Source organism: Polaromonas sp. P1_E11 (assembly GCF_056405995.1).
This window is the reverse complement of sequence record NZ_JBFUBA010000001.1, coordinates 1,507,062-1,530,941: the sequence shown is the minus strand read 5'-3', so window position 1 is coordinate 1,530,941 and position 23,880 is coordinate 1,507,062. Positions and strand designations below refer to the sequence as shown.

23 protein-coding genes and 1 pseudogene are annotated in these 23,880 nt (G+C 62.2%); 10 read left to right on the top strand and 14 right to left on the bottom strand.

Going from position 1 to position 23,880, the window contains the following annotated elements; all coding sequences use genetic code 11:
- Positions 1 to 152: 152 nt before the first annotated feature.
- The gene (locus tag AC1D11_RS07440; protein WP_477648160.1) at positions 153 to 1,136 is read right to left on the bottom strand and encodes a LysR substrate-binding domain-containing protein; all 984 of its coding nucleotides are present in this window, start codon (positions 1,134 to 1,136) and stop codon (positions 153 to 155) included.
- 160 nt (positions 1,137 to 1,296) lie between these two features.
- Between AC1D11_RS07440 and AC1D11_RS07435 the strand changes: the two genes are divergently transcribed.
- Entirely contained in the window at positions 1,297 to 1,926 is a 630-nt protein-coding gene (locus AC1D11_RS07435; protein WP_457282475.1) for a DUF2917 domain-containing protein, read from the top strand.
- Between the two features lie 68 nt (positions 1,927 to 1,994).
- Here AC1D11_RS07435 and AC1D11_RS07430 read toward each other — a convergent pair whose 3' ends face one another.
- Complete coding sequence (locus tag AC1D11_RS07430; RefSeq protein ID WP_477648159.1) at positions 1,995 to 2,456, bottom strand: TfoX/Sxy family protein; 462 nt, start codon at positions 2,454 to 2,456, stop codon at positions 1,995 to 1,997.
- A gap of 142 nt (positions 2,457 to 2,598) precedes the next feature.
- On the opposite strand from AC1D11_RS07430, the gene AC1D11_RS07425 reads away from it, so the two are divergent.
- Together AC1D11_RS07425 and AC1D11_RS07420 are read left to right on the top strand one after the other, a co-directional pair.
- Positions 2,599 to 3,153, top strand: coding sequence for a gluconokinase (locus AC1D11_RS07425; RefSeq protein ID WP_477648158.1), 555 nt, complete (start codon positions 2,599 to 2,601; stop codon positions 3,151 to 3,153).
- 232 nt (positions 3,154 to 3,385) lie between these two features.
- Entirely contained in the window at positions 3,386 to 4,375 is a 990-nt protein-coding gene (locus tag AC1D11_RS07420; protein ID WP_477648157.1) for an MBL fold metallo-hydrolase, read from the top strand.
- 3 nt (positions 4,376 to 4,378) lie between these two features.
- Here AC1D11_RS07420 and AC1D11_RS07415 read toward each other — a convergent pair whose 3' ends face one another.
- Positions 4,379 to 4,786 carry a BLUF domain-containing protein gene (locus AC1D11_RS07415; protein WP_477648156.1) on the bottom strand — a complete coding sequence of 136 codons (408 nt, stop codon included), beginning with the start codon at positions 4,784 to 4,786 and terminating at the stop codon, positions 4,379 to 4,381.
- Positions 4,787 to 4,863: 77 nt separating this feature from the next.
- Here AC1D11_RS07415 and AC1D11_RS07410 point away from each other — a divergent pair, with 77 nt between their 5' ends.
- Positions 4,864 to 5,622 (top strand): Crp/Fnr family transcriptional regulator, encoded by a 759-nt coding sequence (locus tag AC1D11_RS07410; protein ID WP_477648155.1) that lies wholly within the window; start codon positions 4,864 to 4,866, stop codon positions 5,620 to 5,622.
- A 175-nt stretch (positions 5,623 to 5,797) separates the two neighbouring features.
- The gene (locus tag AC1D11_RS07405) at positions 5,798 to 6,115 is read left to right on the top strand and encodes a hypothetical protein (protein WP_477648154.1); all 318 of its coding nucleotides are present in this window, start codon (positions 5,798 to 5,800) and stop codon (positions 6,113 to 6,115) included.
- Between the two features lie 25 nt (positions 6,116 to 6,140).
- Here the strand turns inward: AC1D11_RS07405 and AC1D11_RS07400 are convergent, their stop codons facing one another.
- Positions 6,141 to 7,082 (bottom strand): DUF6279 family lipoprotein, encoded by a 942-nt coding sequence (locus AC1D11_RS07400; RefSeq protein ID WP_477648153.1) that lies wholly within the window; start codon positions 7,080 to 7,082, stop codon positions 6,141 to 6,143.
- On the opposite strand from AC1D11_RS07400, the gene glmU reads away from it, so the two are divergent.
- Positions 7,081 to 8,541, top strand: coding sequence for a bifunctional UDP-N-acetylglucosamine diphosphorylase/glucosamine-1-phosphate N-acetyltransferase GlmU (gene glmU / locus AC1D11_RS07395; RefSeq protein WP_477651434.1), 1,461 nt, complete (start codon positions 7,081 to 7,083; stop codon positions 8,539 to 8,541). The two genes, AC1D11_RS07400 and glmU, sit on opposite strands and share 2 nt — an antisense overlap.
- A gap of 684 nt (positions 8,542 to 9,225) precedes the next feature.
- On the opposite strand, the gene AC1D11_RS07390 is transcribed toward glmU, so the two are convergent.
- A complete protein-coding gene (locus AC1D11_RS07390; protein ID WP_477647651.1) occupies positions 9,226 to 10,185 on the bottom strand; it encodes a DMT family transporter in 960 nt (319 codons plus the stop codon).
- 142 nt (positions 10,186 to 10,327) lie between these two features.
- Here AC1D11_RS07390 and AC1D11_RS07385 point away from each other — a divergent pair, with 142 nt between their 5' ends.
- The 3 genes from AC1D11_RS07385 (at position 10,328) to AC1D11_RS07375 (ending at position 15,872) form a co-directional block, all read left to right on the top strand.
- Complete coding sequence (locus AC1D11_RS07385) at positions 10,328 to 11,200, top strand: LysR family transcriptional regulator (RefSeq protein WP_477647650.1); 873 nt, start codon at positions 10,328 to 10,330, stop codon at positions 11,198 to 11,200.
- Positions 11,201 to 11,415: 215 nt separating this feature from the next.
- Positions 11,416 to 14,412, top strand: a complete 2,997-nt coding sequence (locus AC1D11_RS07380; RefSeq protein WP_477647649.1) for a DUF2339 domain-containing protein — start codon at positions 11,416 to 11,418, stop codon at positions 14,410 to 14,412.
- Positions 14,409 to 15,872 carry a DUF3999 domain-containing protein gene (locus AC1D11_RS07375; protein ID WP_477647648.1) on the top strand — a complete coding sequence of 488 codons (1,464 nt, stop codon included), beginning with the start codon at positions 14,409 to 14,411 and terminating at the stop codon, positions 15,870 to 15,872. The genes AC1D11_RS07380 and AC1D11_RS07375 overlap by 4 nt, the downstream gene beginning before the upstream one ends.
- Before the next feature lie 74 nt (positions 15,873 to 15,946).
- Here the strand turns inward: AC1D11_RS07375 and AC1D11_RS07370 are convergent, their stop codons facing one another.
- Positions 15,947 to 16,432 (bottom strand): Lrp/AsnC family transcriptional regulator, encoded by a 486-nt coding sequence (locus tag AC1D11_RS07370; protein ID WP_477650987.1) that lies wholly within the window; start codon positions 16,430 to 16,432, stop codon positions 15,947 to 15,949.
- Between the two features lie 133 nt (positions 16,433 to 16,565).
- On the opposite strand from AC1D11_RS07370, the gene glmS reads away from it, so the two are divergent.
- Positions 16,566 to 18,416 (top strand): glutamine--fructose-6-phosphate transaminase (isomerizing), encoded by a 1,851-nt coding sequence (gene glmS / locus AC1D11_RS07365; RefSeq protein WP_477647646.1) that lies wholly within the window; start codon positions 16,566 to 16,568, stop codon positions 18,414 to 18,416.
- Positions 18,417 to 18,596: 180 nt separating this feature from the next.
- Here the strand turns inward: glmS and AC1D11_RS07360 are convergent.
- The 8 genes and pseudogenes from AC1D11_RS07360 to AC1D11_RS07325 form a co-directional block, all read right to left on the bottom strand.
- Positions 18,597 to 18,812 (bottom strand): annotated as a pseudogene (locus tag AC1D11_RS07360) (IS21 family transposase); the annotation flags it as partial.
- A gap of 205 nt (positions 18,813 to 19,017) precedes the next feature.
- Entirely contained in the window at positions 19,018 to 19,527 is a 510-nt protein-coding gene (locus AC1D11_RS07355) for an HD domain-containing protein (RefSeq protein WP_477647645.1), read from the bottom strand.
- Between the two features lie 88 nt (positions 19,528 to 19,615).
- Positions 19,616 to 20,239, bottom strand: coding sequence for an HAD family hydrolase (locus AC1D11_RS07350; RefSeq protein ID WP_477650986.1), 624 nt, complete (start codon positions 20,237 to 20,239; stop codon positions 19,616 to 19,618).
- A 96-nt stretch (positions 20,240 to 20,335) separates the two neighbouring features.
- Complete coding sequence (locus AC1D11_RS07345; protein ID WP_477647643.1) at positions 20,336 to 20,890, bottom strand: P-loop NTPase family protein; 555 nt, start codon at positions 20,888 to 20,890, stop codon at positions 20,336 to 20,338.
- A 52-nt stretch (positions 20,891 to 20,942) separates the two neighbouring features.
- Complete coding sequence (locus AC1D11_RS07340) at positions 20,943 to 21,272, bottom strand: VOC family protein (protein WP_477647642.1); 330 nt, start codon at positions 21,270 to 21,272, stop codon at positions 20,943 to 20,945.
- Between the two features lie 95 nt (positions 21,273 to 21,367).
- The gene (locus AC1D11_RS07335) at positions 21,368 to 21,778 is read right to left on the bottom strand and encodes a GFA family protein (RefSeq protein ID WP_477647641.1); all 411 of its coding nucleotides are present in this window, start codon (positions 21,776 to 21,778) and stop codon (positions 21,368 to 21,370) included.
- Between the two features lie 442 nt (positions 21,779 to 22,220).
- Positions 22,221 to 23,399, bottom strand: a complete 1,179-nt coding sequence (locus AC1D11_RS07330; protein WP_477647640.1) for a M20 aminoacylase family protein — start codon at positions 23,397 to 23,399, stop codon at positions 22,221 to 22,223.
- Positions 23,393 to 23,764: a helix-turn-helix domain-containing protein gene (locus tag AC1D11_RS07325; RefSeq protein WP_477647639.1), complete on the bottom strand. Its 372-nt coding sequence runs from the start codon at positions 23,762 to 23,764 to the stop codon at positions 23,393 to 23,395. Before AC1D11_RS07325 ends, AC1D11_RS07330 begins: the two co-directional genes overlap by 7 nt.
- Between the last annotated feature and the right edge of the window lie 116 nt (positions 23,765 to 23,880).

Here is a 23,880-nt window from a genome sequence, read left to right as displayed (position 1 = left end):
CGGCCCCTGCTTGCATGGGGCCCCGCTCGCTGTACTCAATGAACTCTTAAGCCCAGCATGAGCCGTGGAACCGGCTTTGCCGGGCCTCAGGCGGGCGACCCCCTCGGGGGGCGGCGACCCACACGAAGTGGGGGAGCGTGGGGGCCCTATTTCTAGTCCAGGGAATCCACGGTGTCGGGGTCCGGCCCGTCGCCAATCGCCTCGCGCGTCAGCGCGGCCTGGCTTTTGAGCCAGTCGCAAAACGCCAGCACTTCGGGCCGGGCCACATTGCGCGGGCCGATGATCAGCCAATAACTCATCGGGGACTCCATGCGCATTTGCGGCAGCGGCTCCACCAGATCGCCTGAAGCCAGGCTTTCGGCAATCAGTGGCAGCCGCGCCAGCACCACGCCCTGGCCCGTCAGCGTCGCCTGCACCATCTGGTAGGCGTAGTTGAAATACAGCCAGCGCTTGGCTTCCAGCTTGGGGCTGGCGTGCTCTTCCAGCCAGCGGCGCCAGGTCAGCCATTCCAGATGCGTCTGATGGGCGTCGCCCGCCTCAATCAAGGTGAACTGCGCCAGGTCGTCGGGTTTCTTCAGGCGCGGCCCGCTTTTAAGCAACCAGGGGCTGATCACCGGCGTGATCTGCTCGCCGAAAAGGCGTATGGCGCCTGGCGGCATGTGGCTGGCCGGGGCGTAACGCAGGGCCAGGTCCAGGTCTGAAATGTCCAGGTCAACCGCCACGTCCGACGCATCAATCCGGATATCGATGTCGGGGTTGTCGCGCTGAAAGCCCTCCAGCCGGGGAATCAGCCACATCGAGGCAAACGAGGCAAAGGTGGTGAGCGACACGCTCTTGCGCCCGGCGGTCTGGCGTATCTGCCGCACCGCGTTGTCGATGCGCTCCAGCGAGGGCGTGACGGCCCGCAGCAGGATGCCGCCGGCGGTGGTGAGCTCCACGGCGCGGGTGTGGCGGTGAAAAAGGCTCACGCCCACGTCTTCTTCCAGGCCCTGGATCTGGCGGCTCACAGCCGACTGGGTGAGGGCCAGTTCTTCCGAGGCGGCGCGGAAGTTGAGGTGGCGGGCGACGGCCTCAAAAGCCCTTAACTGGCCGGCGGAAATCGGCCGGGAGCGCAAGTGTGTTTGTGAATGGAGCATGACAGTTGGGGATGAAAAAGGCCAAATAGGGCAATTCGGGCCTAATTGATTGATGCGATTATGGAATCAATAGCTTACCGCGATTTCATTGGACTGTGCAAGCCCGTGGCGAGATGATTCAACCCTCATCACTCACTTTGTGCCTTTTTAGGAGAACACCATGGACCACGCAGCTCACCTCTCAGGAGATCGTTTCTTGCAACAGGCTTCCGATGCCACCAACGGCCATGTGGCCGGCCTGGCGGGCTTCTGGAAACTGGGGGCGGGCCGAGCGCTGACGCTGCGTGCCTCGCAGGCCGGGGTGTTGCGAATTGCGCATGGCCGGGTCTGGGCCACCTTCGACTCCGCCAGCCAGGACATCCAGGTCCGCGCCGGCGACCATTTCCTCAGCCGGGGCGAAAGCCTTTCGCTGCGGGCGGGTGAGTCGCTGGTGATGGAGTCCTTCAGCGCTGGTCACGCTGCTTCCGCTTATTTCAGCTGGGAGCCGGCAACGGCCTGCGCCAAAGTGCCCGAGATGAAAGAGACTTCCGGCTGGCGTGCCGGCGTGATGCAGCCTTTGGGTGACTTGCGTGCCGCCTTCGGCCTGGCCACCAGCGCCCTGGGCCGCCTGGTCCGCGGGCTGGCGATGGGTGCTGTCGCCGCTGTTGAAGCGGTGCTGACCCCCGTTGCCCTGGTGTTCGTCACTGCCCGCGCCCGGCCTCACGTCACCGGCCACGACTTTGACGCCTACAGGGACAATCAGCTCCAGCCGCGCAACTACAACGTGCTGGCCATGTCCAACCTGGTCTAAGCGCAGATAGCCAACAGTTTTACTCCGGGAAAACCGTTTAACCCGCAGTCGCAAGGCTGCGGGTTTTTTTATGGGCGCCTGGTTCGGGGCTTGGCCGTTTTGGCAGTCCTGGTTGCCGGCGCCTTTGGCGTTTTCCTCGCCTTCGCTGTCTTGGGCGCTTTGGTCGCCTTGACCGCACGCGCCTTCAACGCACACTCCAACGCTACACGCGCCCATTCCAGCATCACGGCGGGCGACTCCATCGCCTCTTCGGGGGCCGCGTAGTAGTTGAGACTGTGCGGCGCACTGACGCCATTTCGTGTCATTTCATAGGTGAACCGCTCACAGCCATGGGCTTCATACAGGCTGCGGGTCTGCGCATCCGCCTTGAGCCACAGCTTCTCGCCGCCGCCCAGGTCGGCCACCAGGGCCAGCGTCAGTCCCGAGGTGCTGATGCCAAACCCGCCAAACATGCGCTTGGCCGTGCAGGGCCCGACGCCTGACAAAAGCTCGCAGCAGTAGGTCGCAAAATCATGCGTGGAAGAAGCCATCGCGCAACCATACCAAACCTGGCGCAATTGTGTTGCGGCGGGCGCAGCGCGCCATGGCTGTCGCTTTGCTCAAAAAAAACGGTGCCTGGCAGATATCGCGGGCGCGACGCGCAAAGACGCGGCGGGCCGCGATAATTTGGGCATGGCCCCAGCTTCCCAGACCCATTCCTTCTCCGCGCCCGTTGTGCGCCACGCCGCGCCGGCAGTCCATGTGGTGGTCATGGGTGTGGCCGGCTGCGGCAAGTCGGCGGTCGGACGTCTGATGGCCGACCAGCTGGCGTTGCCGCTGATCGAAGGCGATGATTTCCATCCCTCCGGCAACATCCAGAAGATGCAGCAAGGCATTCCCCTCACGGACGAGGACCGCGCTGACTGGCTGCGCCAGCTGGGTGTGGAACTGGCGCGTCACCCGGCCGGTGTCGTTCTGACCTGCTCGGCCCTCAAGGCAGCCTATCGCGACAGCCTGCGCGGCGCCGTGCCCGGGTTGCAGTTTGTGCACCTGGCCATCAGCCAGGCCGAATCCTTGCGGCGCGTCTCCGCGCGGCCGGGCCACTTTTACCCACCCAGCCTGGTCGCCAGCCAGTTTGAGGCGCTGCAGGACCCTTCGGCCGAGCCGGGCGTGTTGACCCTGGCCGGGAATGCCTCCCTGGAAGCCCTGGCCGACAGCGCGGTTGCCTGGCTGGCAATCCGCGGTTAGCGCCCTGCCGCCGGCCTCACCTGCAGGGCCCGTTTTTTGGCATCAAATTGCCTTGCAGCCCAATCAGGACGAGCGCAAGCAGCTATCAAATAAATAGCGGCCTTGGAAATCGTTTTCACCGGGCAGGTGTATTGGTTCAACTATCCGTAACGCATTACGTTTAAGTAAAATGACCCAAAGCTGCCGCGGGTTCATTGAACCGCCGGCACAGCGTCCCAAACACAGGAACCGCATGTCTAAAGCCTTCGCCTCGCAGTCCGATCTCACCGACAAGGTCATCACTTTTGAGCAGCTCAGCGCACATTGCTGGGCTTATACCGCCGAGGGCGACCCCAATTCCGGCGTGATCATTGGCGACAAATTCATCATGGTGAGCGACGCCACCGCCACCCCGGCCATGGCGCAAGACCTGATCGCCCGTATCCGCACCGTGAGCGACAAGCCCATCAAATATGTGCTGCTGACGCACTATCACGCGGTCCGGGTGCTGGGCGCCAGCGCCTACATTGCGGAAGGCGCCACGGAAGTGATCGCCAGCCAGGGCACGTACGAACTCATCGTCGAGCGCGGCGCGCAGGACATGCAAAGCGAGATGGAGCGCTTTCCGCGCCTCTTTCGCAACGCCGAAAGCGTGCCTGGCCTGACCTGGCCGACATTGGTCATCGACGGTGGCAACCCGGTGAAGGGCGAAGTGCCCGGCAAGCTGGTGCTGGACCTGGGCGGTGTCAAGGTGCAAGTCTGGCACCCGGGCCCCGGCCACACACGCGGCGACACGATTGCGTGGGTCGAGGAAGAAAAAGTGCTGTTCTCGGGCGACCTGGTCGAGTACGAGGCCGGCGTCTACACCGGCGACGCGCAGCTGGAGGAATGGCCCGCCACACTGGAAGCCCTGCGCGCACTGAAAGCCGAAGCCATCGTGCCCGGCCGCGGCGAGGCCATGAAGGGCGCTGCCAATGTCAACAAGGCACTGGACTATACGAAGCGCTGGGTCGAAACCCTGTACCAGGCGGGCAAGGAAGCCGCCGCCGCCGGCATGGACCTCAAAGCCGCCATGGACCACACCCGCAAAAGCATGGACCCGATCTTCGGCCATGTGTTCATTTACGAGCACTGCCTGCCGTTTGACGTGAGCCGGGCGTTTGACGAAGCCAGCGGCATCAAGAACCCGCGTATCTGGACAGCCCAGCGCGACCAGGAAATGTGGCAAGCGCTGCAGGGCTGAACCTCAGGCGTCGAGATCGAGCCTGGAAAGCAGTCCCACAAATGACTCCAGCGCAACTTGCCCGTCCATCCGCTCCATCCGGTCCAGCACGTCGTCGTCTTCGACCATGCAGTAACCCAGGCTGAAGCGCCGAAATCGCCGGGCAGCCAGTTCGCCGTGATGCAGGACCTGCATATTGATGTGGCGTGTGTCCTGCCGGATGCGCTCCAGCAACGCCAGCACCTGCTTCTGGCCGCCTTCAAGCTGCTGGCAAAACCGCATGCCGTCAAAAACCAGCATCCCCGTAATGTCGCGCTCCGCATTGACCAGGCGAGCCTTGGCCGCAATATCCCCGACCACGCTCAACGGCGCTTCCGGCGCCAGTGTGCTGACGTAAAGAATTTCATACAAAGTGGTGCTTATTTTTGTCATGGCGACGAATGTAACGACGGACTGCTCCCCTCACAATGTCAAAAGACACAGCCATTTGCGCCTAAGATGTGCCTTCCATGAGCATTCCGACGCCAACATCAGCCATCTGCCCGCCTCGCTGTAATGCTTGCGGTTTACGCAACACCGGCGCATTCATGCCCGTGAAAGCGGAAGAGCTCCAGTTCATCGAGGCCTTTCGCACCGGCATCTTGCAGGTAGCCGCCGGCACGACCATCCTGCATGAGCAAAAGCCCAACGGCAAACTCTTCACCCTCTACTCGGGCTGGGCCTTCCGCTACAAAACCCTGAGCGATGGCCGCCGCCAGATACTCAATTTTTTGCTGCCCGGTGACTTCATCGGCCTGCAGCAAAAGTTCGCGGACGGCGCCATGCACGGCATCGAGGCCGTGACGGATGTAAGCCTCTGTGTGTTCCCGCGGGACGGCCTGTGGGAACTGTTTCGCAACCACCCCAGCCTGGGCTACGACATCACGTGGATGGGCGCGCGCGAGGAAGGTATGGTCGATGACCATCTGCTGACGGCAGGCCGGCGCAACGCCACCGAACGCGTGGCGATGCTGTTGATGCACCTGTACCGCAGGCTGGAACGCGTGGGCATGGCCGAAAAAGGCTGGATAGGGTTTCCCATCAACCAGCAACATATTGCCGACGCGCTGGGACTGTCGCTGGTGCATACCAACAAGACGCTCAGGCGTTTGCGCCAGCTGGGCCTGCATGAGATTGAAAATGGGCAGCTCCGGTTGCTCAATACCCGCGCGCTGGAGCGCATTGCCGACTACTACGACACGCCGCCAGCGCACGTTCCTTTGCTCTGATTTCATCTGTTTGCGCTTTGGTTCAGGTGTGTAGGCGGTTGCTGACAACAAGGCCATGGGGCGGATGACAAACGCGGCGTCCATCCGGTTTTAAGGTGACTCTCTTGCCCGCGATTTGCCCCCTGCGAAGGGAAGGCCGTGGCGGCGGGCACCGACAACCACCCAGGAGACGTTCATGAACCACGCACAAGCACCCGGCACACGCCTGCAGCAGCAACCCCGCCGTGTTTCGGACCGCCAGCAACAGCAAAGCAGCGGCTCACGCGAGTTCCAGCCGCGCCAGTCCAGGCCGGGCGATGCCCCGGCCGGTCAGATGGGCGAAGGGAGCTATGAAGCCACCCGCGACTACCAGAAGAACATCAGGTCCTATCTCAAGGATGCAGATGTCGCTGCCGATGCGAAGGCGGCGAAACCCGATTCGCCCCAGCAGGCGGCAGAACTGGAAAAAGCTGAGCAGGAAGGCTTGTCCCATACCAAAGCGCCCGGCAAATAAGGGGGTGTATGGGGCAGTTCCGGGGTCAGGACTTTTGGCTGTGCAGGGCTTTGAAATCCCGCTCATAGCGGTGAAGGTTTTCCACGGCTTTTAAGCGCTGGGCGGGCGTGGTGCTGTTGTGCAGTTCTGCAAAGCCCTGGCAAATGTCCTGGGTCAGGTGTTCGAGGTAGTCCCGATAAGCGACGTCGGGTGAATTCAGCGTGCGCTCAAACAGTCCGTTCACGGCGGCCTGCGCTTTCTCGGGTGTGCTGTGGCCATCAGCCAGCGGGCGCAGGGTTTGCAGGGCATCCTGCTGGCGCCGCAGCCTTTCCCGGTAGGACACGGCGGCGTCAAAGTGGGACGTATCGATCCGGCGGCCAATGATGTCCAGCTGTTTTTCTTCCAGCCGCCCGTAAAGCATTTCAGCCCGGTTCACCGCCTCTTTGTAGCGTTTTTTGCGGCTGGTTTTGGACGACTCCAGAAAATCCTCGCGGTAGTCGGCATTGCCTTTTTCAAAACGCTGCTGCAGCTTCTTCATCTGGCTGGCGTGGAGCGTGCCCGCCAGCTTTGTCATGAGGGGTTCCGCCTCGTTCGACACCACCAGCAGCTTTCGGCGCAGGTCGGTATAGACCGCACAAGCCTTTGCCGTATCCATATCCTGCGGCATCTGGTGCTGCAGTTTTTGCAGCGTGTCGATATAGCCCGGCAACTGGGTTTGCCGGTGCCAGGCATGCAGCCTGTCCAGATCGGCCCTGACCTGCACGCTTTGCGTGTCGGTGAAGTCAAAATGACCATCCAGATGCCAATACACCAGCTCAGGCGCCTGGTTGTAGGCCAGTTTCATCATCACATTGCAACCGGGCAGTGCCGCACCCAGCAGCGCGGCGGCAAGCACACCGATAATCCGTAAGCTGCGTACCAGCCCTGCCCCGGCGGGGGTGGCACGCTTTTCAAATCCTGTCCTTCGAAAATCCAGAGGAAACTTCATGGCAACCCCAGTTGATGTCGTCATCATGGCCGCAGGCAAAGGCATGCGGATGAAAAGCAGCTTACCCAAGGTTTTGCACCGATTGGGCGGGAGGGCTTTGCTGCAGCATGTCATCGAATGCGCTGCGTCTTTGTCAGCGCGCAAGGCGGTCGTCATTACCGGCCACGGCGCTGAGGCTGTTGAGGCCGCCTGCCAGGGCTTTGCGCAGCAGGGAGCAGCCATGGGTTCGAAGGTCAGCCTGCAATTTGCGCGCCAGGAGCCGCAACTGGGTACGGGCCATGCGGTGCAGCAGGCAATTCCTCTGCTGGCCGACGATGGCGTCACGCTGGTGTTGTCGGGCGATGTGCCGCTGACCCAGGCCGGGACCCTGCAGGCCCTGCTGGCGCAGTGCGACGGCCAGCGGCTGGCGCTGCTCACGCTCAGCATGGCCGACCCCACAGGTTATGGCCGTATCGTGCGCGCACAAGCGCACGCCTCCGAGCCCTTGCGGGCCGGCACCGAAGCCTCGGCCCAGGTACGCGCCATCGTCGAGCATAAAGACGCGACGCCTGCCCAGCGCGAAATCCGCGAAATTTACAGCGGCATCATGGCCGTCCCCACGCGCCTGCTGCGTGCCTGGCTTTCCCGGCTGGACAATCAAAATGCCCAAGGCGAGTATTACCTCACCGACATCGTCAAGTTTGCGGTGGCTGATGGCGTGGCCGTGGTGGCGCAGCAGATCACCGACGCGGCCCAGGTGGCCGGCGTGAACAGCCCGGTGCAACTGGCCGAACTGGAACGCGTGTACCAAAGCCGCCTGGCCACGGCGCTGATGGAGCAAGGCGTGCGGCTGGCCGATCCGGCGCGGCTCGATGTGCGCGGTACGCTTGACTGTGGACGGGACGTGGAGATTGACGTGAATTGCGTGTTCGAAGGCCAGGTCACGCTGGGCGACGGAGTACGCATAGGCGCCAACTGCGTGATTGCCAACTGCACCATTGCCGCCGGCGCCATGATCCATCCCTTTACGCATATCGACGGCGAGAAGCTGGGTGTGCAGATCGGCGAGGGCGCGTTGATCGGGCCCTTTGCCCGCCTGCGGCCCGGCGCGCAGCTGGGCGCCGAGGTACACATTGGCAATTTTGTGGAAGTCAAAAATGCCACCCTGGCCAAGGGCGCCAAGGCCAACCACCTGGCTTACCTAGGTGACGCGACGGTGGGCGAGCGCGTGAACTACGGCGCCGGCRGCATCACCGCCAACTACGACGGCGCCAACAAGCACCGCACGGTGATTGAAGCCGACGTTCACATCGGCAGCAACTGCGTGCTGGTGGCGCCGGTGACCATAGGTGCCGGCGGCACAGTGGGAGGCGGGTCGACCATCACCAAAAGCACGCCGCCGGATTCGTTGAGTGTGGCGCGGGGCAAGCAGGTCAGTTTGCCTAACTGGAAGCGACCTGTGAAGGTGGCTAAGGGGTAGGTCTTTGCTTATCCTGGCAGAGCCTTGTCTTGGCTGTTTTTGCTTCGAGTAGGGCGCCCTCGTCTAAGGGTTGCTGGCCGGGGGTAGCCCGGCGGCAACTCACTTTTCTTTTGCTTCGCCAAAAGAAAAGTAAGCAAAAGAAAAGGCGACCCTGCTGTCTGCGTCCCTCCGCTTCGCTGCGGGCAACCTGCGGTGCTCGGTCCAGGCGGGGTCTCGCTCGAACTCGCCTTCGGCTCAGACAATCGCGATCCCTGATCCGCCTGAACCTGCGCTCCTCGGCGCATACAGAAGGGCTAATCGGGAGCGGGGACTGAAGACAAATACCAACTCCAATACCAACAAGGACACGCCATGGCGTGTCCTTGTTTCTTCAGGTGTTCGGGGTCCGGTATTCGGCTGTTGGCTGTTCGGTATTTCTTCCCCACCCCCTTGTGTATGCGCCGAGGAGCGCAGGGCCAGACGGATCAGGGCAAAAACTTGTTTGAGCCGAAGGCGAGTTGTTTTTGACCCCGGCTGGACCGAGCACCGCAGGTTGCCCGTAGCGCAGCGAAGGGACGCAGGAACCAGGGTCGCCTTTTCTTTGCTTACTTTCTTTTGGCGAAGCAAAAGAAAGTGAGTTGCATGCCGGGCAACCCCCGGCCAGCCGCCCTCAGCAAAAAGCGCGGCCATCAAATCAACACAAACTCACCCCTTCACCCGATTCACCAAAAACACCCCAAAAATCGCCAACGCCCCGCCCGCCAGCAAACTGACGCTCAGGGGCTCCCCCAGAATCAGCCACCCCAGCAACACGCCAAACACCGGCACCAGGTTGTTGAACACCACGGTGCGTGCTGCGCCCACCTGGCGTATGCCTTCGTAGTACCAGACAAAAGCCACCGCGGTGCCGAGCACGCCGAGGAAGGCCAGGCCGGCCCACACCTCAGGGGTGAATGATTCGGCATGTACGCCAGAGATGTCGCGCAGGGCCAGCAGGCCGAGGAACAGCGTGCCCCAGATCGCCGCCCAGAGCGTGGCCAGCACGGGCGACAAGCCCTGCAGCAGCTTGCGGCCCAGCAGGGTGTACACCGCCCAGGCGCACACCGCGCCGAACATCGACAGCTCCCCCTTGCCGAGCGACTGCGCGATTTGCGAAAGATCTCCGCGTGTGACGACGATCCACACGCCGAGCAACGCCAGGGCCACGCCCAGCCAGCGCGTCGGCGAAAGCCGGTCGCCCAGGAATGCGGCGGCCAGCAGCAGTGTGACCACCGGGTTCAGGGCAATGATGAGCGAGGTGCGGCCTGCCGGCAGCACGGAAAGCGCCGTGAAGAACAGCAGGTTGTAGGTAAAGATGCCGGTGGCGCCCAGCGCCATCGTGCCCAGCAACTGGCGGCGCGACAGCGTCGTGAGTGCGCGCAGGCCTTCGGTGAAATGCAGTGCCACCAGCAGGGCCAGCGTGGCAAACACAAAGCGTATGAAACCTGCCGTGGCGGGCGGCAGGTGGGCCGAGATGACGCGCCCGGCAATGAAGGTGCCGCCCCAGAGAAAGGGCACGCAGGTCAGGCGCAGGTACAGGCCCAGAAGGTTTTTACCAGCCGGTGGGGTTGTGGGAGCGATGCTGGGCAAGGGGGCTGCGGTGGAGGATGTGGCTGTGGCGGTCATGCGGTGTTTTTGTTGGAAAAAAGGCTGGCATCGGTTAGATTGATGCATGAGATTAACTGCTAAGTAGCTCACCATCAAATGAGTGTTTACTCATGATCGCCTACGCACCGCTTTATCGTTTTACCGCTTTTTCGAGCCGACCATGACACTCGCCCAACTTGAAGTCCTGATCACACTGGATGAATGCCGCAGTTTTTCACGTGCGGCGATGCGCCTGGGCACGACGCAGTCGGCCGTCAGCCATGCGCTGCGCGCGCTTGAAACGCAGTTCGGCGTCAAGCTCGCACAGCGCGATGCGTCCGGCGTGGCCATGACGGATGCCGGTGACCGCCTGCTGTTGCGCGCCCGCGAAATGATCGCGCTGGCCGCCACCATGACGCAGGAGCTTGGCGACGCCCGCGAACTGAAAACCGGCACGCTGCGCATTGGTTCATTTGGGCCCACGTCCACCGTCAACCTTTTGCCGCCACTGTTGGCGGCATTCAAGAAGCGCCATCCGGGCGCGCAGGTGCGCATTGAAGAGGAAAGCGACGAAGTGGTGGATGACTGGCTGCTGCAAAAACGGGTGGAGCTTGGATTTGTCGTCGTGCCCGACGAGCGCTTTGAGGTGCTGCCGCTGGTGCAGGACGAGTTTGTCGCCATCCTGCCGGCCAAACACCCACTGGCCAAACACAAGGCCGTGCCGGTTACCGCTCTGACGGGGCTGGACTTTGTGCTGACGGAAGCCGGCTGCGGCCCGGTCATCGTACCCATCCTGCAAAAAAACATCGCGTTGCCCAAGGTGCTGTACCACTTCACGCAGATCATTTCCATCCTGCAATTTGTGCAACAGGGCCTGGCGGTATCAGTAGCTGCCCGCCTCGCGCTGCCCGATGCACCCAGGGGCGTGGTGTACCGGCCCTTGTCACCGCCGCAGCCGCGCACGGTGGGGCTGGCCTGCCTGGACGTGGCCAAACTTTCGCCGCTGGCACGTGCCTTCTGGAACACCGCTCATGAAGAGGCCAGGGCGCGCTGAATCAGGGCGCTACTTATTTGATAGCCGCTTGCGCCCGTTCTGATTGGGTTTCAGCCAGTTTCTTTCCATACTAATGAGGCTGCGGACGGCCCTTTCTACCGGCTTGCCGGGCGCCGCACCGCCGGTGCTCATGGGTGTGCCCATCAAGTACCATCAGCCCATCGCGCAGGCTGCCGCTACATCGCAGCACGGAAAACAACAGGGAGGCCGGGGTCATGATTATCTGGAGCATTGTTTGGGGTGCCGTGCTGGGCTGGTTCTGGCCGGGCTATGGCGATTTCGGTGTTTTTCTGGGGGGCTTCCTCGGTTTGTTCGCCGGCCTTTCCTTGCGCTGGGCCGTGCGCGCCGAAGTCGAGGCAGCACACAAAAAGCATGCACCGCAGGTCAGGGCGGCGACCGCATCGGCACCGCATCCGCCTGCCATGCCGCGCGGCAGCATCCAGGTTGCGCAAGACGACGGCGGTCTCAGGGAATTTGAAAACACCGCTCCTTCGCCCGTTGCCCCGCTTCCCGCACGTGCACCTGCTGCGCCGCAAACCATGGCACCGGCGGCCGCCAAAGTGCTCAGGGCGGTCAGCAACGAAGAGGCTTCCCTGCAAGAAGACCTGGCCCCGAACGGCTTGCCGCGCGCCCAGGCAGCACCCGCCACCCGGCCGGCTTACACACCGGCCGAGCCCAACGCCATCGAGCTGGCCCTGATTGCCGCGAAAAACTGGTTCCTGGGCGGCAACACCATCGTGCGGGTCGGGCTGGTCATTTTGTTCATCGGCCTGTCGTTCCTGGCACGCTACGCGGCGTCGGCCGGGCTCTTCCCGGTGGAATTCCGCCTGGCGGCCATCGCCGCCGCGGCGATCGCGCTGCTGACCGTGGGTTTTCGCAAGCGCACGGAAAAGCCCGGCTTTGCACTCGCTCTGCAGGGCGCCGGTGTGGCGGTGATGTACCTCACGGTGTTTGCGGCCTTCCGCATGTACGGCCTGCTGGAACCGCTGCCGGCCTTTGGTTTGATGATTGTGGTGTGCGCGCTGAGCTGTGCGCTGGCATTGCTGCAAAACTCGCGTGCGCTGGCGGTGGCCGCATTCGCTGGTGGTTTTGCCGTGCCGATTCTGCTGTCGACAGGGCAGGGCAGCCATGTGGGTCTCTTCAGCTATTACTCAGTGCTGAACCTGGCCATTTTGTTCATTGCCTACAAACGTTCGTGGCGCATCCTGAACGTGGTGGGTTTTATCGCCACCTTCGGCGTGGCCACTGCCTGGGGTGTTCTCAAGTACACGCCGGAGCATTACGCCAGCACCCAGCCCTTCCTCATCGGCTTTGTACTGATCTACCTGTTTGCCGCCATTCTTTACGCGCGCAACACGCCCACGAAGCTCGGCAACGCCGTCGACACCATGCTGGTGTTCGGCACGCCGCTGGTGGGCTTCGGCCTTCAGGCCGGGCTGGTGCGCACCATGGAACTGGGCACGGCCCTTTCGGCACTGGGCTTTGCCGCGCTGTACCTGGTGACGGCGATGGTGCTGGTGCGCCGGGCGCTGTCCAGCTACCGCCTGCTGATTGAATGCTTTATTGCAGTGGGTGTGGGTTTTGCCACGCTGGCGGTGCCGCTGGCGCTTGATGCAAAGTGGACCTCGGCTGTCTGGGCGCTCGAAGGTGCGGGCGCGTTCTGGGTCGGCATGCGGCAGGCGCGCTGGATGCCGCGCGCTTTCGGCTTGCTGCTGCAGGGCGTGGCCGCCATGGCATTTTTGGGCGGGCTTGATGACGCAGGCGCGTTGGGTAACCCTGTCTCGGCCATTCCGTTCGGCAACCCGGCCTTTATCGGCGCCATGCTGATCGCGCTGCCGGCGCTGCAGCTGGCGTGGTGGCTGCGCCGGCCCCTGCCGCACAGCGAGTCTTCGTGGGCCAAGGCCTATGTCGGCGTGGAGTCGCAGCTCAGCGTTCCTGTTTACCTCTACGGTTTTTTCTTTTGGTGCCTGGCCTGGTTGTTGGAAATCAACCGCCGTGTGCCGGCGCTGGAGGCCGATGCCTTTCCTCAGCAGGCCTTTAGCGACCGCACCACCGGCCTGCTGATGATGCTGGCGGTGGTGGCCAGCGCGGCCTTGTCGATGGTGCTCGGCCTGAAGAAGCAATGGGCGGTGGCGACCTGGCCCGCGCGCATCACCGTGGGTGTGCTGGCGCTGGGTTATGTGGCGCAGGCTGGTCAAGGCTACCGTGTGCTCGCTACGCCGGCGTGGGCCGTGTGGCCGGCGGTGCTGGTGCTGCATTACTGGATGCTGCGGCAGTCTGACAAGCAGGCGCTGGCCCTGTCTTCGCCAGCGGGAACGGACGCCCGGTCGCCCTATGGCTTTTTGCACGCCGCAAGCGCGTGGCTGGTGACCTTCCTTCTTGCGGACTGCCTGTGGTCGGGTATCGGCAAGGCCGAGCTCTGGCGCACTTCGTGGGCCGGCGTGGTCCTGCTGGTCAGCGCCATCGCCGTGCTGATGCTGCTGGCGGTGTGGGCGGGGCGGGCCAACAGCGCGGCCCTGCGACAGGGCGCGAAGTGGCCCCTCAATCCGCATGCCCAGGCTTACTACTGGTATGCGGCCTTGCCGCTGGCGGTGCTGGTGTTCTGGGGGGCTCTCGCCGCCGCCGTCACTTCCTCGGGCCGTACCGCGCCGCTGCCCTATATTCCGCTGCTCAACCCGACCGACCTGACACTGGCGCTCGCGCTGGGCGGCCTGGTGTTCTGGCGCCGCGTGCTGGTGACGGCCGCGCCGCCGCCGGGCAACGCGCGCTGGGTGACGGGCCGCAATGCGCTGGTGGCTTTGGCCTTGCTCGTGTTTGTCGCCGTCAATACCGTGTGGCTGCGCATCGCCCACCATTTCTTCGGCGTGCGCTGGGATGCCGACGCGCTGTTCGGCAGCTTCGTGGTGCAAACCGGTTACGCCATTTTGTGGACGCTGCTGGCCCTGAGCCTGATGGTGCTGGCGCACCGGCGTGTGCAGCGGCCGCTGTGGCTGGTGGGCGCGGGCCTGCTGGGCCTGGTGGTCGTCAAGCTGCTGTTGATTGACCTGTCGAACGCCGGTGGTGCAGAGCGCATCATCGCGTTCATTGTGGTGGGTGTGCTGATGCTGGTGGTGGGCTACTTTGCGCCGCTGCCGCCCAAGGCCGCCGGCGCTGCCACTGCGCAAGATGTTTTGCCCGAGGATGCGGGCGACCTGAAGGTAACCCAGTCATGAAAATCAACCAACGCTTTTTAACCCAGGCGCTAACTCTGGCGCTCTCCACCGCGCTGGCAGCCCCGTTGCTGGTGCTGGCCGCCGACGCCGCGGATGCCGGCAGCGCCAAATCGTATGCCGTTCGCATACCCGTCACGCTGGCGCCTGATGCGCCGCTGCAGCGGCTGGTGGTGCCCGCCGAAGCCCTGGTGCGGCTGCAAAGCGCCGGTTATGCCGACATACGCCTCTTCAACGCGGCGGGCCAGCCGGTGCCCATGGCACTGGCCAATGTCGCCGCGGAAACGGCTACGCAGGAGCAGCAAGTCAAGCTCACGGCGTATCCCATCCTGGGTGCCGCAAGCGCCGCCGGCCTGGAAGGCCTGTCGCTGCGCATTGAAGAGCGGCAGGGCCGGCGCGTGGTGCAGCTCAACACGGGCAGCGCGGCAAACACTGCAGGCGCGGCCTCATCGCAAAAGGTGCTGGGCGCGCTGCTCGACACGCGCAGCGTCAATGCGCCTGCCGCCCGCATGACGCTGGACGCCGACCTGCCGGTCGGCCAGCCCGCCAGCTTTAATGTGCAGGCCAGCAAGGATCTGAAGAACTGGCGGCCCCTGGCCGACACCGTGCTGTACCGCGCCGATGCTTCCGCCCCGGCCGCCAGCCTGGGTGACAGCAGCCTGGCGCTTGCCATGGCGGATTTGAAAGACCACTACCTGCGCATCACCTGGGGCGACGCCGCCGTCACCCTGCGCGGCGCCACGCTGGTCACGTCCCGCAGCACGGCCCTGCGCCAGCGCGTGGGCGCCACCATGGCCACGCCGGTGCTGACGAATCCCCATGAGCTGACTTTTGCGTTGCCCTTTGCCACGCCTGTTGCGGCCTTAAAGATCACGCCGCAGGGCAGCAATGTGCTGGTGCCCATCCGCGTGCTCGGCCGTAATGACCGCAACCAGCCCTGGGCGTTGCTGGCCAGCGCTGTGGTCTACCGGATGACCACCGCGGGCAAAGAACAAATTAGCGGCCCGGTCGAATTGCAGGGCTCATCGGTGCGCGAAATGAAGATCGAGGCCGACCTCAAAACGCCGGGGTTTGCCGCCGCGCCTGAAATCGTCCTGCAGTTCGAACCGGCGCAACTCATCTTTCTGGCCAGCGGGCAGGGCCCTTTCACCCTGGCTGCGGGCCTGGCCAGCGCAACGGGGGCAGCAGGCGCTTTTCTGCCCATGGCCAGCCTGATTCCCGGCTACAAGGCGCAGCAAGAAAATTCGCTGCCTGTCGCCCAAGCCGATGTGGCGAAAGCAGACGTCACCGGTGGCAGCGCAGGTGCGGCCGGCCCGCTGGTGGCGGCGCAGCCACCCAGCCAGGGCATGCCGACACGCAGCCTGGTGTTGTGGGGCGTCTTGCTGGCGGGCGCGCTGGCGCTGGGGCTGATGGCGTGGGTGCTGCTCAGGCAAACCCGGCAAGGCCCCGGACCGACCCCATAAGGTCTTGCGGCTGGTGGCGGGTGCTGATGGGGTCGTGGATGTGCTATTGTTTTGATAGCTGCTCGCGCTGATTCTTATTGGCCTAGAAGCACTTTTGGCTCAAATTTTGCACGTTTGGTGCTGAAAAACGCCTTCACGTTGCGCACATTTGCATCGCTGGTAAAAAGCCGCTGCGCCAGCGCCAGGTAGCGCGGCATGTCGGCCACATGCACCACCAGCATGAAGTCCGGCCCCGGTGAGACGCGGTAGCACTGCTGCACTGCTTCGTCCTGCACCACGCGCGCCTCAAACGCCTCCTGCTGCTCGGCGCCTTGACGATCCAGCGTGATTTCGACCAGGGCCGTCAGCCCGTGGCCCGTAATGGCGGCCAGCTTGTCTGGGCTCAGCAGGGCGATTTCACGTTCCACCAGCCCGGCATCGCGCAGGCGTTTCACGCGGCGCAAGCAGGTCGGCGGCGAGATATGGACGCGTTCGGCCAACGCCTGGTTGCTCAGTGAGGCATCGGTTTGCAGGCTGTCCAGCAGCTTCACGTCGGTATCGTCAATGAGTATTTGTTCCATTAATTAAGTATAAATGAAATTTAATTCAATACTTTGTAGTTAATGAAATTAAATTCCATTTTACAGTAAAAATAGATCACATTGGAAATCTGTAAGTACGTAGCATCACCGCATTGACCTTCAGGAGACCTTCATGTGCGGCATTGTTGCTTCCGTTTCGACCCGAAATATCGTTCCCATCCTGGTGCAGGGTTTGCAGCGCCTCGAATACCGCGGTTATGACTCCTGCGGCGTCGCCGTGTACGCCGGCGGCCTGAAGCGCGCTCGCAGCACGTCGCGTGTGGCCGAATTGCAGGAGCAGGTGAGCGCCGACAAACTCGAAGGCGTCACCGGCATTGCCCACACCCGCTGGGCCACACATGGCGCGCCAGTCGTTCACAACGCACATCCGCATTTCAGCCATGGCAGCGGCGCGGGCGCCACGGCGCGCGCAGGCAAGGTCGCACTGGTGCACAACGGCATCATCGAAAACTACGAAGAGTTGCGCGCCGGCCTCAAGGCCAAGGGCTATGTCTTCGACAGCCAGACCGACACCGAAGTCATCGTGCATTTGATGGATAGCCTGTACGACGGCGATTTGTTCGAAGCCCTCAAGGCCACCGTCGCGCAACTGCACGGCGCGTATGCGATTGCGGCCTTCTGCAAGGACGAGCCGCACCGCGTCGTCGGCGCACGCGCCGGCTCGCCGCTGATCCTGGGCGTGGGCAAAGACAAGACCGAGAACTTCCTCGCCAGCGACGCCATGGCCCTGGCCGGCGTGACGGACCAAATCGTCTATCTCGAAGAAGGCGATATGGTCGACATCCAGCTCGGCAAATACTGGGTGCTCGACAAAGAAGGCAAGGCCGCCCAGCGCGAAGTCAAAACCGTGCACGCCCACAGCGGCGCCGCAGAGCTGGGCCCGTATCGCCACTACATGCAAAAAGAAATTTTTGAGCAGCCGCGCGCCATTGCCGACACGCTCGAAGGTGTGGAAGGCATCGTGCCTGAGCTGTTCGGCGACGAGGCTTACCGCGTGTTCAAGGATGTTGACTCGGTACTCATCCTGGCGTGCGGCACCAGCTATTACAGCGGCTGCGCGGCCAAGTACTGGCTCGAGTCGATTGCCGGCATCCCTACGCAAGTCGAAGTGGCCAGTGAATACCGCTACCGCACATCGGTACCCAACCCGAAATCACTCGTCGTCACCATCACGCAAAGCGGTGAGACCGCCGATACCCTGGCCGCACTGCGCCACGCGCAAAGCCTGGGCATGACGCAGACCCTGACCATCTGCAATGTGTCAACCTCAGCGATGGTGCGTGAATGCAAGCTCGCCTACATCACACGCGCCGGTGTGGAAATCGGCGTCGCCTCCACCAAGGCCTTCACCACCCAGCTCGCAGGCCTCTTCCTGCTCACGCTGGCCCTGGCCCAAAGCAAAGGCAAGCTCAGCGACGAAGAAGAAGCCGGCCACCTCAAAGCCATGCGCCACCTGCCCGCCGCCCTGCAAGCCGTGCTGGCGCTGGAGCCGCAAGTCATCAGCTGGGCCGAAGATTTCGCCAAGATGGAGAACGCACTCTTCCTGGGCCGCGGTCTGCATTACCCCATCGCACTTGAAGGCGCCCTCAAGCTCAAGGAAATCAGCTACATCCACGCAGAAGCCTACCCCGCAGGCGAACTCAAACACGGCCCCCTGGCGTTGGTCACCAGCGAGATGCCCGTCGTCTGCGTCGCGCCCAACGACGCACTGCTCGAAAAGCTCAAAAGCAACATGCAGGAAGTCCGCGCCCGCGGCGGCGTTCTTTATGTACTGGCAGACGCAGACAGCCACATCGAAAGCGGCGAAGGCCTGCACGTCATCCGCATGCCCGAACACTACGGCGCGTTGAGCCCACTGCTGCACGTGGTGCCGCTGCAGCTGCTGGCGTATCACACGGCTGTGGCGCGAGGGACGGATGTGGACAAGCCTCGCAATCTTGCAAAGAGCGTGACTGTCGAATGACAGTCACGGTGCGTGTGATCTCTTATTCTGCGCAATTAAAGTCGTAAACAGGTTATTAAAGTCGTAAACATGTTGAATTGCGCTGAAGTCTGACCCGAGTTTTCCATCGAATATTGACCCACACTCTTTGTGAGCAGAAGGTGCTCACAGTGTGGATAAGTTCTTGATCTTCTCCTTTGTGTGGATCTGTCTCAAAGTGCGCCGCTGTTTCCGCGATTTTGTTGCCTCGATATCCAACCAGGTGGCCAGCTTCTCGGCGTAGGGGTCGAGCTTGCTTGGAGTTGCCCGCCTTTAGTAGCTGGGCTCGCTCTCTTCCGATCGCAGGTGCTTCTTTATTGTGTTGCGAGCCAGGCCTGTACGCCTTGAGATCTCGCGGATGGACGTCTGACCCCGCAATGCTCAACGTCTGATGACATTCAATGTCGCCACGTCTATCACTCCTAATTTCCCTCTGCTTTTAAAACAAGCAGGGTAGTGCCTACGTGGGTCAGTTTTGGATGGAAATTACTGCGCTAAGTGGGTCAGATTTCGACGGAATTCAACAGGAAGGCAACTCATCGTTCAACTTCCCCGCCGAGCACGACGAAAGCTGGCTGACTTGCTAGACCGGAGCATCGAAAGCACCGTCAGCCAGCAAAGAATCCAACTCGGTCCACAAGGGGTCACACAGCCCAGGTCGGTAGGCCGCGCCCTTGAATGTGGCGTGCTCACTCCGGTAAAGCTCCCAAAGCGCTTGCTTGTGGTCCTGAACGCAAGCCCGAACATTCGCCAGGCGATCCGCAGCCTTTACCAATAGAGCGAGTTCGGTGGGCCCACTGACGACCGCCAACTTCGCGTATGTCTTGGCCTTTCGCTCTTTCCGATTAGCACCTGACTCATCGGTCAGGAGGCTAACGCAGGCTGCGACCTTTGACCCGAACCGGCTGTTAATTTCAGCAACGGTTGCGTCCGTGTCTTCGACCGTGTCGTGCAGATACGCCACCGTAACGGCTTCGATGCCGTAGGGTGCGGCGATAGCTGCGACGGCATCAAGATGAAACGAATACGGATGGTCACCGTATTTCTGCTCACCGTGTGCGGCAACTGCGAAAGCGCGTGCTTTTTGATGCATAGAGGTCGACATAAGGCCTAACGTTTGGCGCCCGGCTTACTGAGTGACGTCTTCTCGATGGATGGGCTGGACGTCTCGTGCATTTTACTCAGCGCTCTATGAACACACCAAAGCCAGCCAGTTCACTCCGAAGCGAAAGTGCCCCATTTTCGCCAAAGAAAACTGCAGCGTTTATCCCAGCCTGCTTCGCACCCTCTACGTTTTCGGCTCTATCGTCCAAGAATAGAACGGTGCTTGCTTCACAACCAAGTTGCGCAATGACCTTCTCAAAGAACCTGGCCTTGGGTTTGGCTGCACCTACGAAGCAAGAATAGAACTCGGTGTCGAATAAAGACCTGTAGTTCAGGCCTTCAGACATTTGCTTTGCACGAAGGGTTTCCTGATTGCTTGCGATGTGGCATCGAATGCCCGAGCGGCGAATAGCTTGGACGGTTTGCATGACATCGTGGTGGACTTTGATCGAATGAAGGACTGCCAGCGTTTCAGAGAGGAAGCCCGATCGCCCCCACTTTGCCAGCACTGCTTCAAGCCGCTCTGTGAAACCACCGTCTATTTCTAGGACTTCGGTTTCGGCGGCAAATACGTCTTGCACGACAGCCTTAGCCTGCGTTTCGTCTTCGAGGTTGAGAACTGACTGAAGGGCAGGTTGCCAGTGTCTCGTGGCGTACTGGAGAACACCGTCCGCGTCGAAGAGTATGTGTTTTATCACCACGGAACACTCTGTGGTTTGGCTAGATGAGTAAATACGCTCAACGCGGCGGTTGGAAGCGGGCGCGGCCCGTTGAAAACCGTCCGTTCGATGGAATGGTTAGGCGGCATTTTGCAACGACTGCAGGATTTGAGCCGTAGCGGCAGGGTGACGTGCCTCTAACCACTGCAAGTGATCGAACTGGCCCGAGACCCGAATTGATTCGAACTCACGCTGCCGCCGGCGATAGGTACTGACGATCCACCACAGGATGGACTCCTTGGAGAGGAAGGACCTCCGAAAGGACTCCCGATTGCCGTGAAAGAGCACTTCGCCAAACAGGGTACGCCTGACGGTTCGCTTGATGCCTCGCCAGAGTACCAGCGGCAAACTGTAATTGAGCCAGACGACCGTTGTCGCTCTTGACCAAAGCAGATCCCGAGCGGGACTGTAGTTGCCGGTAGCGACCCACGCATCGCCGATTGATGCGGACTTCACCAAATCAAGAAACGCGTCCTTGGGTTTGGGCGTCCAGTTCTCGCCCCAGAACAACTCATCCAATTCGATGCGGGCACACCCCCTCGCATCGGCAAGCTGCTGCGCAAACGTTGACTTGCCTGCGCAACTGGAGCCGATGACTACTATTCGGGAGCACGTTGCTGGGACTGAGCTCATGCCGCCTTTCGCTGTTGTGATTCCGTGTTGACGGACCAGTTAGATTGCGTGCTCATGCTCTCGCAACCTGAATTGAATTTCCATCGCGATCCTTGCCGAGACAAACCTGGCGGCCACGCACGTCCTTTATGGGGCCCAAGCGCGCTCCTCGCTCGTTCAAGTACTCACGCGTTTCTCCCAAGTCGTTTGCTGTCGTGAACTCCAAGCGCGGACGCCTTCCCTTGCCGCTATGGAACGCTATTTCCACTCCGCCAGAGCCCGCGAAACCAGCCCATCCCTCCCGTATGTCGTTTGCGACCAGGCCCAGGGCACTTCGGTAGAACTCTGTCGTGCCGGCGAGGTCTTCGACGAAGAAAGTGATGCGTTGAAGGTCAAGCTTCATGGATAAGCAATCTAACGTTTGACATGAGCTGCATAACCGGGCTTGCCGGGGCATGTTAGCTCGATGGATGGGTTAGGCGCCATTCTGCATGGCGCCTATTCTGTGGGAGGAAACTCAGGATAGCTAGGCAGTTGATCTGCGACGTGCAGCCAAGGCAAACGCTTGGACTCCCAGTAGTGAAAGGTGGGAGGAACCAAGCTTGGCTCGTCCAGGCTGCCGATCGTGAGGTCTATGAGCCCTGGGATGTACTCTGCTGTAAAGCAGATCTGCGTACCGCAGTGAGGGCAGAAACCGCGCTTGGCTCCCTGAGAAGACTCGTAGATTGCCGGTGGTTCGGTTAGGAACAAGACCTGCGACAGTTCATACATTGCCCAAGCGACCGCAGGCGCTGCATTGGCTCGCCGGCACATGGTGCAGTGACAGAGCGCGGCCATGACTGGGTTTCCTGAAATGCGATAGCGGACTGATCCGCACTGGCAACCACCTTCAAGCGTTTGATCTGGCATGACGGCTCCTGATGGCGTCTAACGTAATGTATACCGCAAGGTCTGCGGTATAACTCGGCGCCTGCGGTATAGCCTGGCCGCTGGCAACTGCACGGCGTATTCTATTAGAGAGGAAAACCGATGCCGTGACCCCGCGGGTCATGATCAGCGGCCCGGAGGTTTCATGTTGACGGAGATTTGTATAGTCATGTATGGATTGCTTTCGATCTAGATCTTCAAGCATCAGGTTTGAGTTCACGTGTGGACCTTTTCAAAAGAATGTGTGCTTAACAACAACTATTCTCTTGATCCCGGCCAGTACGCGATCTTGATCGGTGCCGCCGTATCCTTACATTCGTCTACCGGACCACATCTCAACGATAGAAACGTCTGAAAGGGCCACGGCGCGAGAACGCGCCCTCAATCCGGTGAGAGCACCCGCTCTCTTGCGTTTATTCCCGAGTCAACCCGCGAGCGCCAGGCTCGCCACCTGGACAAACCAGCTGACGCCCAATGGCAATACCTCGTCATTGAAGTCGTAGCTGGGATGGTGCAATGAGGGGGTGTCTTCGCGCCCCGGGCCGGCGCCCTGGCCCAGCCACAGGTAGGCGCCGGGCCTGGCTTTCAGCATGAATGCGAAATCCTCTGACGTGAACGCCGCCGAGGGCGCCACCGAAGCCCGCAGGCCCGCGGCTTCTGCGGCGCGCAGGGCCAGCGATGCCTCTTGCGGCGTGTTGATGGTGGCCGGGTAGTAGCGCACGTACTCCGCTTCGATCGTGGTGCCCGTGGCCTGGGCCACGCCCTGCGCGATCTGCCGGATGGCCGCTTCGATGGTGTCCTGGACGCCGGCGTCGAAGCTGCGCACCGTGCCCGTCAGCTCGACCGCGGAAGGCAGCACGTTGTGCGACTGGCCGCCGCTGATGCGCGTGACCGAGAGCACCGCATTCTCGGTGGGCGGAATGCGGCGCGACGTGATGGTGTGCAGCTGGCTGACCAGCTCGCTCGCGGCAAGCACCGCGTCGGGCGTGCGATGCGGCTGGGCCGCGTGGCCGCCCCGGCCCCGTACCACGATGTCAAAGCGATCCGCCGCCGCCATGATGGCGCCCGGCCGCGTCTGGGCGGTGCCGGCGGGCAGCTCCGGCCAGTTGTGCAGGGCGTAGACCGCATCGCAAGGGAAGCGGTCGAAGAGCCCTTCCTGGACCATCACGCGTGCGCCGCCCCGGCCTTCTTCGGCGGGCTGGAAGATGAAGTTGACGGTGCCGTCGAAGCGGCGGGTGCGTGCCAGCTGGCGTGCCGCGCCCAGCAGCATGGCGGTGTGCCCGTCGTGCCCACAGCCGTGGTGGACGCCGGGGAAGCGGCTGACGTAGGGCCGTTCGCCTTGCTCAAGAATGGGCAGCGCGTCCATGTCGGCACGCAGTCCCACGCTGCGCTGTCCGCTGCCGGCGCGCAGCACACCGACAACACCGGTGCCGCCTATGCCCTCATGCACCTCCAGCCCCAGGTCGCGCAGGGCCGATGCGACGATGCCAGCCGTACGGTGTTCCTTGAACGCAAGCTCCGGGTGCGCGTGCAGGTCACGCCGCAGTGCCACCAGTTCGGGCAGCAGGTCCGCGATTTCCTGCCTTATGGTCGGGCTCAGCATGCCGTTCGCGCCTGGCCGGCGGTCGTCAGGTACTGCCCCGGTGTCATGCCGAACACGGTCTTGAAATGCCGCGAGAGATGGCTCTGGTCATAAAAGCCCGCCTCGCTCGCCGCGCTGGCGACCGGCATCCCCTGCCGGATCAGTGTTTGGGCGCGTGCCAGGCGGAGCCGGCAGATGTAGCGATGCGGCGAAACCCCCACCTGCTGGCGAAACACAGTGGCGAAGCGCCAGATGCTGAGCCCGGCGAGATCGGCCAGCTCCGACAACGACAGCGCCTGATTGAGGTTCTCGTGGATGTGCCGCTGCACACGCTGGATCGCTGCGGCCGAGCGGGCAGGTGCCGGGATGAGGGAAGGAGGGTTCATGCTCCAAGCGTAGGCCGGCCCCACCGGAGATGGCACCGGAAACGGACTCCGGCGCAGCAGCAAATGTCGAATCGGGTCGGGCTGCAGCAAAAGCTGCGGCCCGGAACCGGCTTCGG

What these genes read in the sequence shown, in the direction of transcription:
- AC1D11_RS07380 (WP_477647649.1), top strand. Translation starts at nt 11,416, where the DNA reads ATGATTATCTGGAGCATTGTTTGGGGTGCCGTGCTGGGCTGGTTCTGG.
- AC1D11_RS07375 (WP_477647648.1), top strand. Translation starts at nt 14,409, where the DNA reads ATGAAAATCAACCAACGCTTTTTAACCCAGGCGCTAACTCTGGCGCTC.
- AC1D11_RS07345 (WP_477647643.1), bottom strand. Translation starts at nt 20,890, where the DNA reads ATGAGCTCAGTCCCAGCAACGTGCTCCCGAATAGTAGTCATCGGCTCC.
- AC1D11_RS07405 (WP_477648154.1), top strand. Translation starts at nt 5,798, where the DNA reads ATGAACCACGCACAAGCACCCGGCACACGCCTGCAGCAGCAACCCCGC.
- AC1D11_RS07330 (WP_477647640.1), bottom strand. Translation starts at nt 23,399, where the DNA reads ATGCTGAGCCCGACCATAAGGCAGGAAATCGCGGACCTGCTGCCCGAA.
- AC1D11_RS07390 (WP_477647651.1), bottom strand. Translation starts at nt 10,185, where the DNA reads ATGACCGCCACAGCCACATCCTCCACCGCAGCCCCCTTGCCCAGCATC.
- AC1D11_RS07425 (WP_477648158.1), top strand. Translation starts at nt 2,599, where the DNA reads ATGGCCCCAGCTTCCCAGACCCATTCCTTCTCCGCGCCCGTTGTGCGC.
- AC1D11_RS07355 (WP_477647645.1), bottom strand. Translation starts at nt 19,527, where the DNA reads ATGCATCAAAAAGCACGCGCTTTCGCAGTTGCCGCACACGGTGAGCAG.
- AC1D11_RS07440 (WP_477648160.1), bottom strand. Translation starts at nt 1,136, where the DNA reads ATGCTCCATTCACAAACACACTTGCGCTCCCGGCCGATTTCCGCCGGC.
- AC1D11_RS07340 (WP_477647642.1), bottom strand. Translation starts at nt 21,272, where the DNA reads ATGAAGCTTGACCTTCAACGCATCACTTTCTTCGTCGAAGACCTCGCC.
- AC1D11_RS07370 (WP_477650987.1), bottom strand. Translation starts at nt 16,432, where the DNA reads ATGGAACAAATACTCATTGACGATACCGACGTGAAGCTGCTGGACAGC.
- AC1D11_RS07335 (WP_477647641.1), bottom strand. Translation starts at nt 21,778, where the DNA reads ATGCCAGATCAAACGCTTGAAGGTGGTTGCCAGTGCGGATCAGTCCGC.
- AC1D11_RS07415 (WP_477648156.1), bottom strand. Translation starts at nt 4,786, where the DNA reads ATGACAAAAATAAGCACCACTTTGTATGAAATTCTTTACGTCAGCACA.
- AC1D11_RS07325 (WP_477647639.1), bottom strand. Translation starts at nt 23,764, where the DNA reads ATGAACCCTCCTTCCCTCATCCCGGCACCTGCCCGCTCGGCCGCAGCG.
- AC1D11_RS07410 (WP_477648155.1), top strand. Translation starts at nt 4,864, where the DNA reads ATGAGCATTCCGACGCCAACATCAGCCATCTGCCCGCCTCGCTGTAAT.
- AC1D11_RS07430 (WP_477648159.1), bottom strand. Translation starts at nt 2,456, where the DNA reads ATGGCTTCTTCCACGCATGATTTTGCGACCTACTGCTGCGAGCTTTTG.
- AC1D11_RS07385 (WP_477647650.1), top strand. Translation starts at nt 10,328, where the DNA reads ATGACACTCGCCCAACTTGAAGTCCTGATCACACTGGATGAATGCCGC.
- AC1D11_RS07420 (WP_477648157.1), top strand. Translation starts at nt 3,386, where the DNA reads ATGTCTAAAGCCTTCGCCTCGCAGTCCGATCTCACCGACAAGGTCATC.
- glmS (WP_477647646.1), top strand. Translation starts at nt 16,566, where the DNA reads ATGTGCGGCATTGTTGCTTCCGTTTCGACCCGAAATATCGTTCCCATC.
- AC1D11_RS07400 (WP_477648153.1), bottom strand. Translation starts at nt 7,082, where the DNA reads ATGAAGTTTCCTCTGGATTTTCGAAGGACAGGATTTGAAAAGCGTGCC.
- AC1D11_RS07435 (WP_457282475.1), top strand. Translation starts at nt 1,297, where the DNA reads ATGGACCACGCAGCTCACCTCTCAGGAGATCGTTTCTTGCAACAGGCT.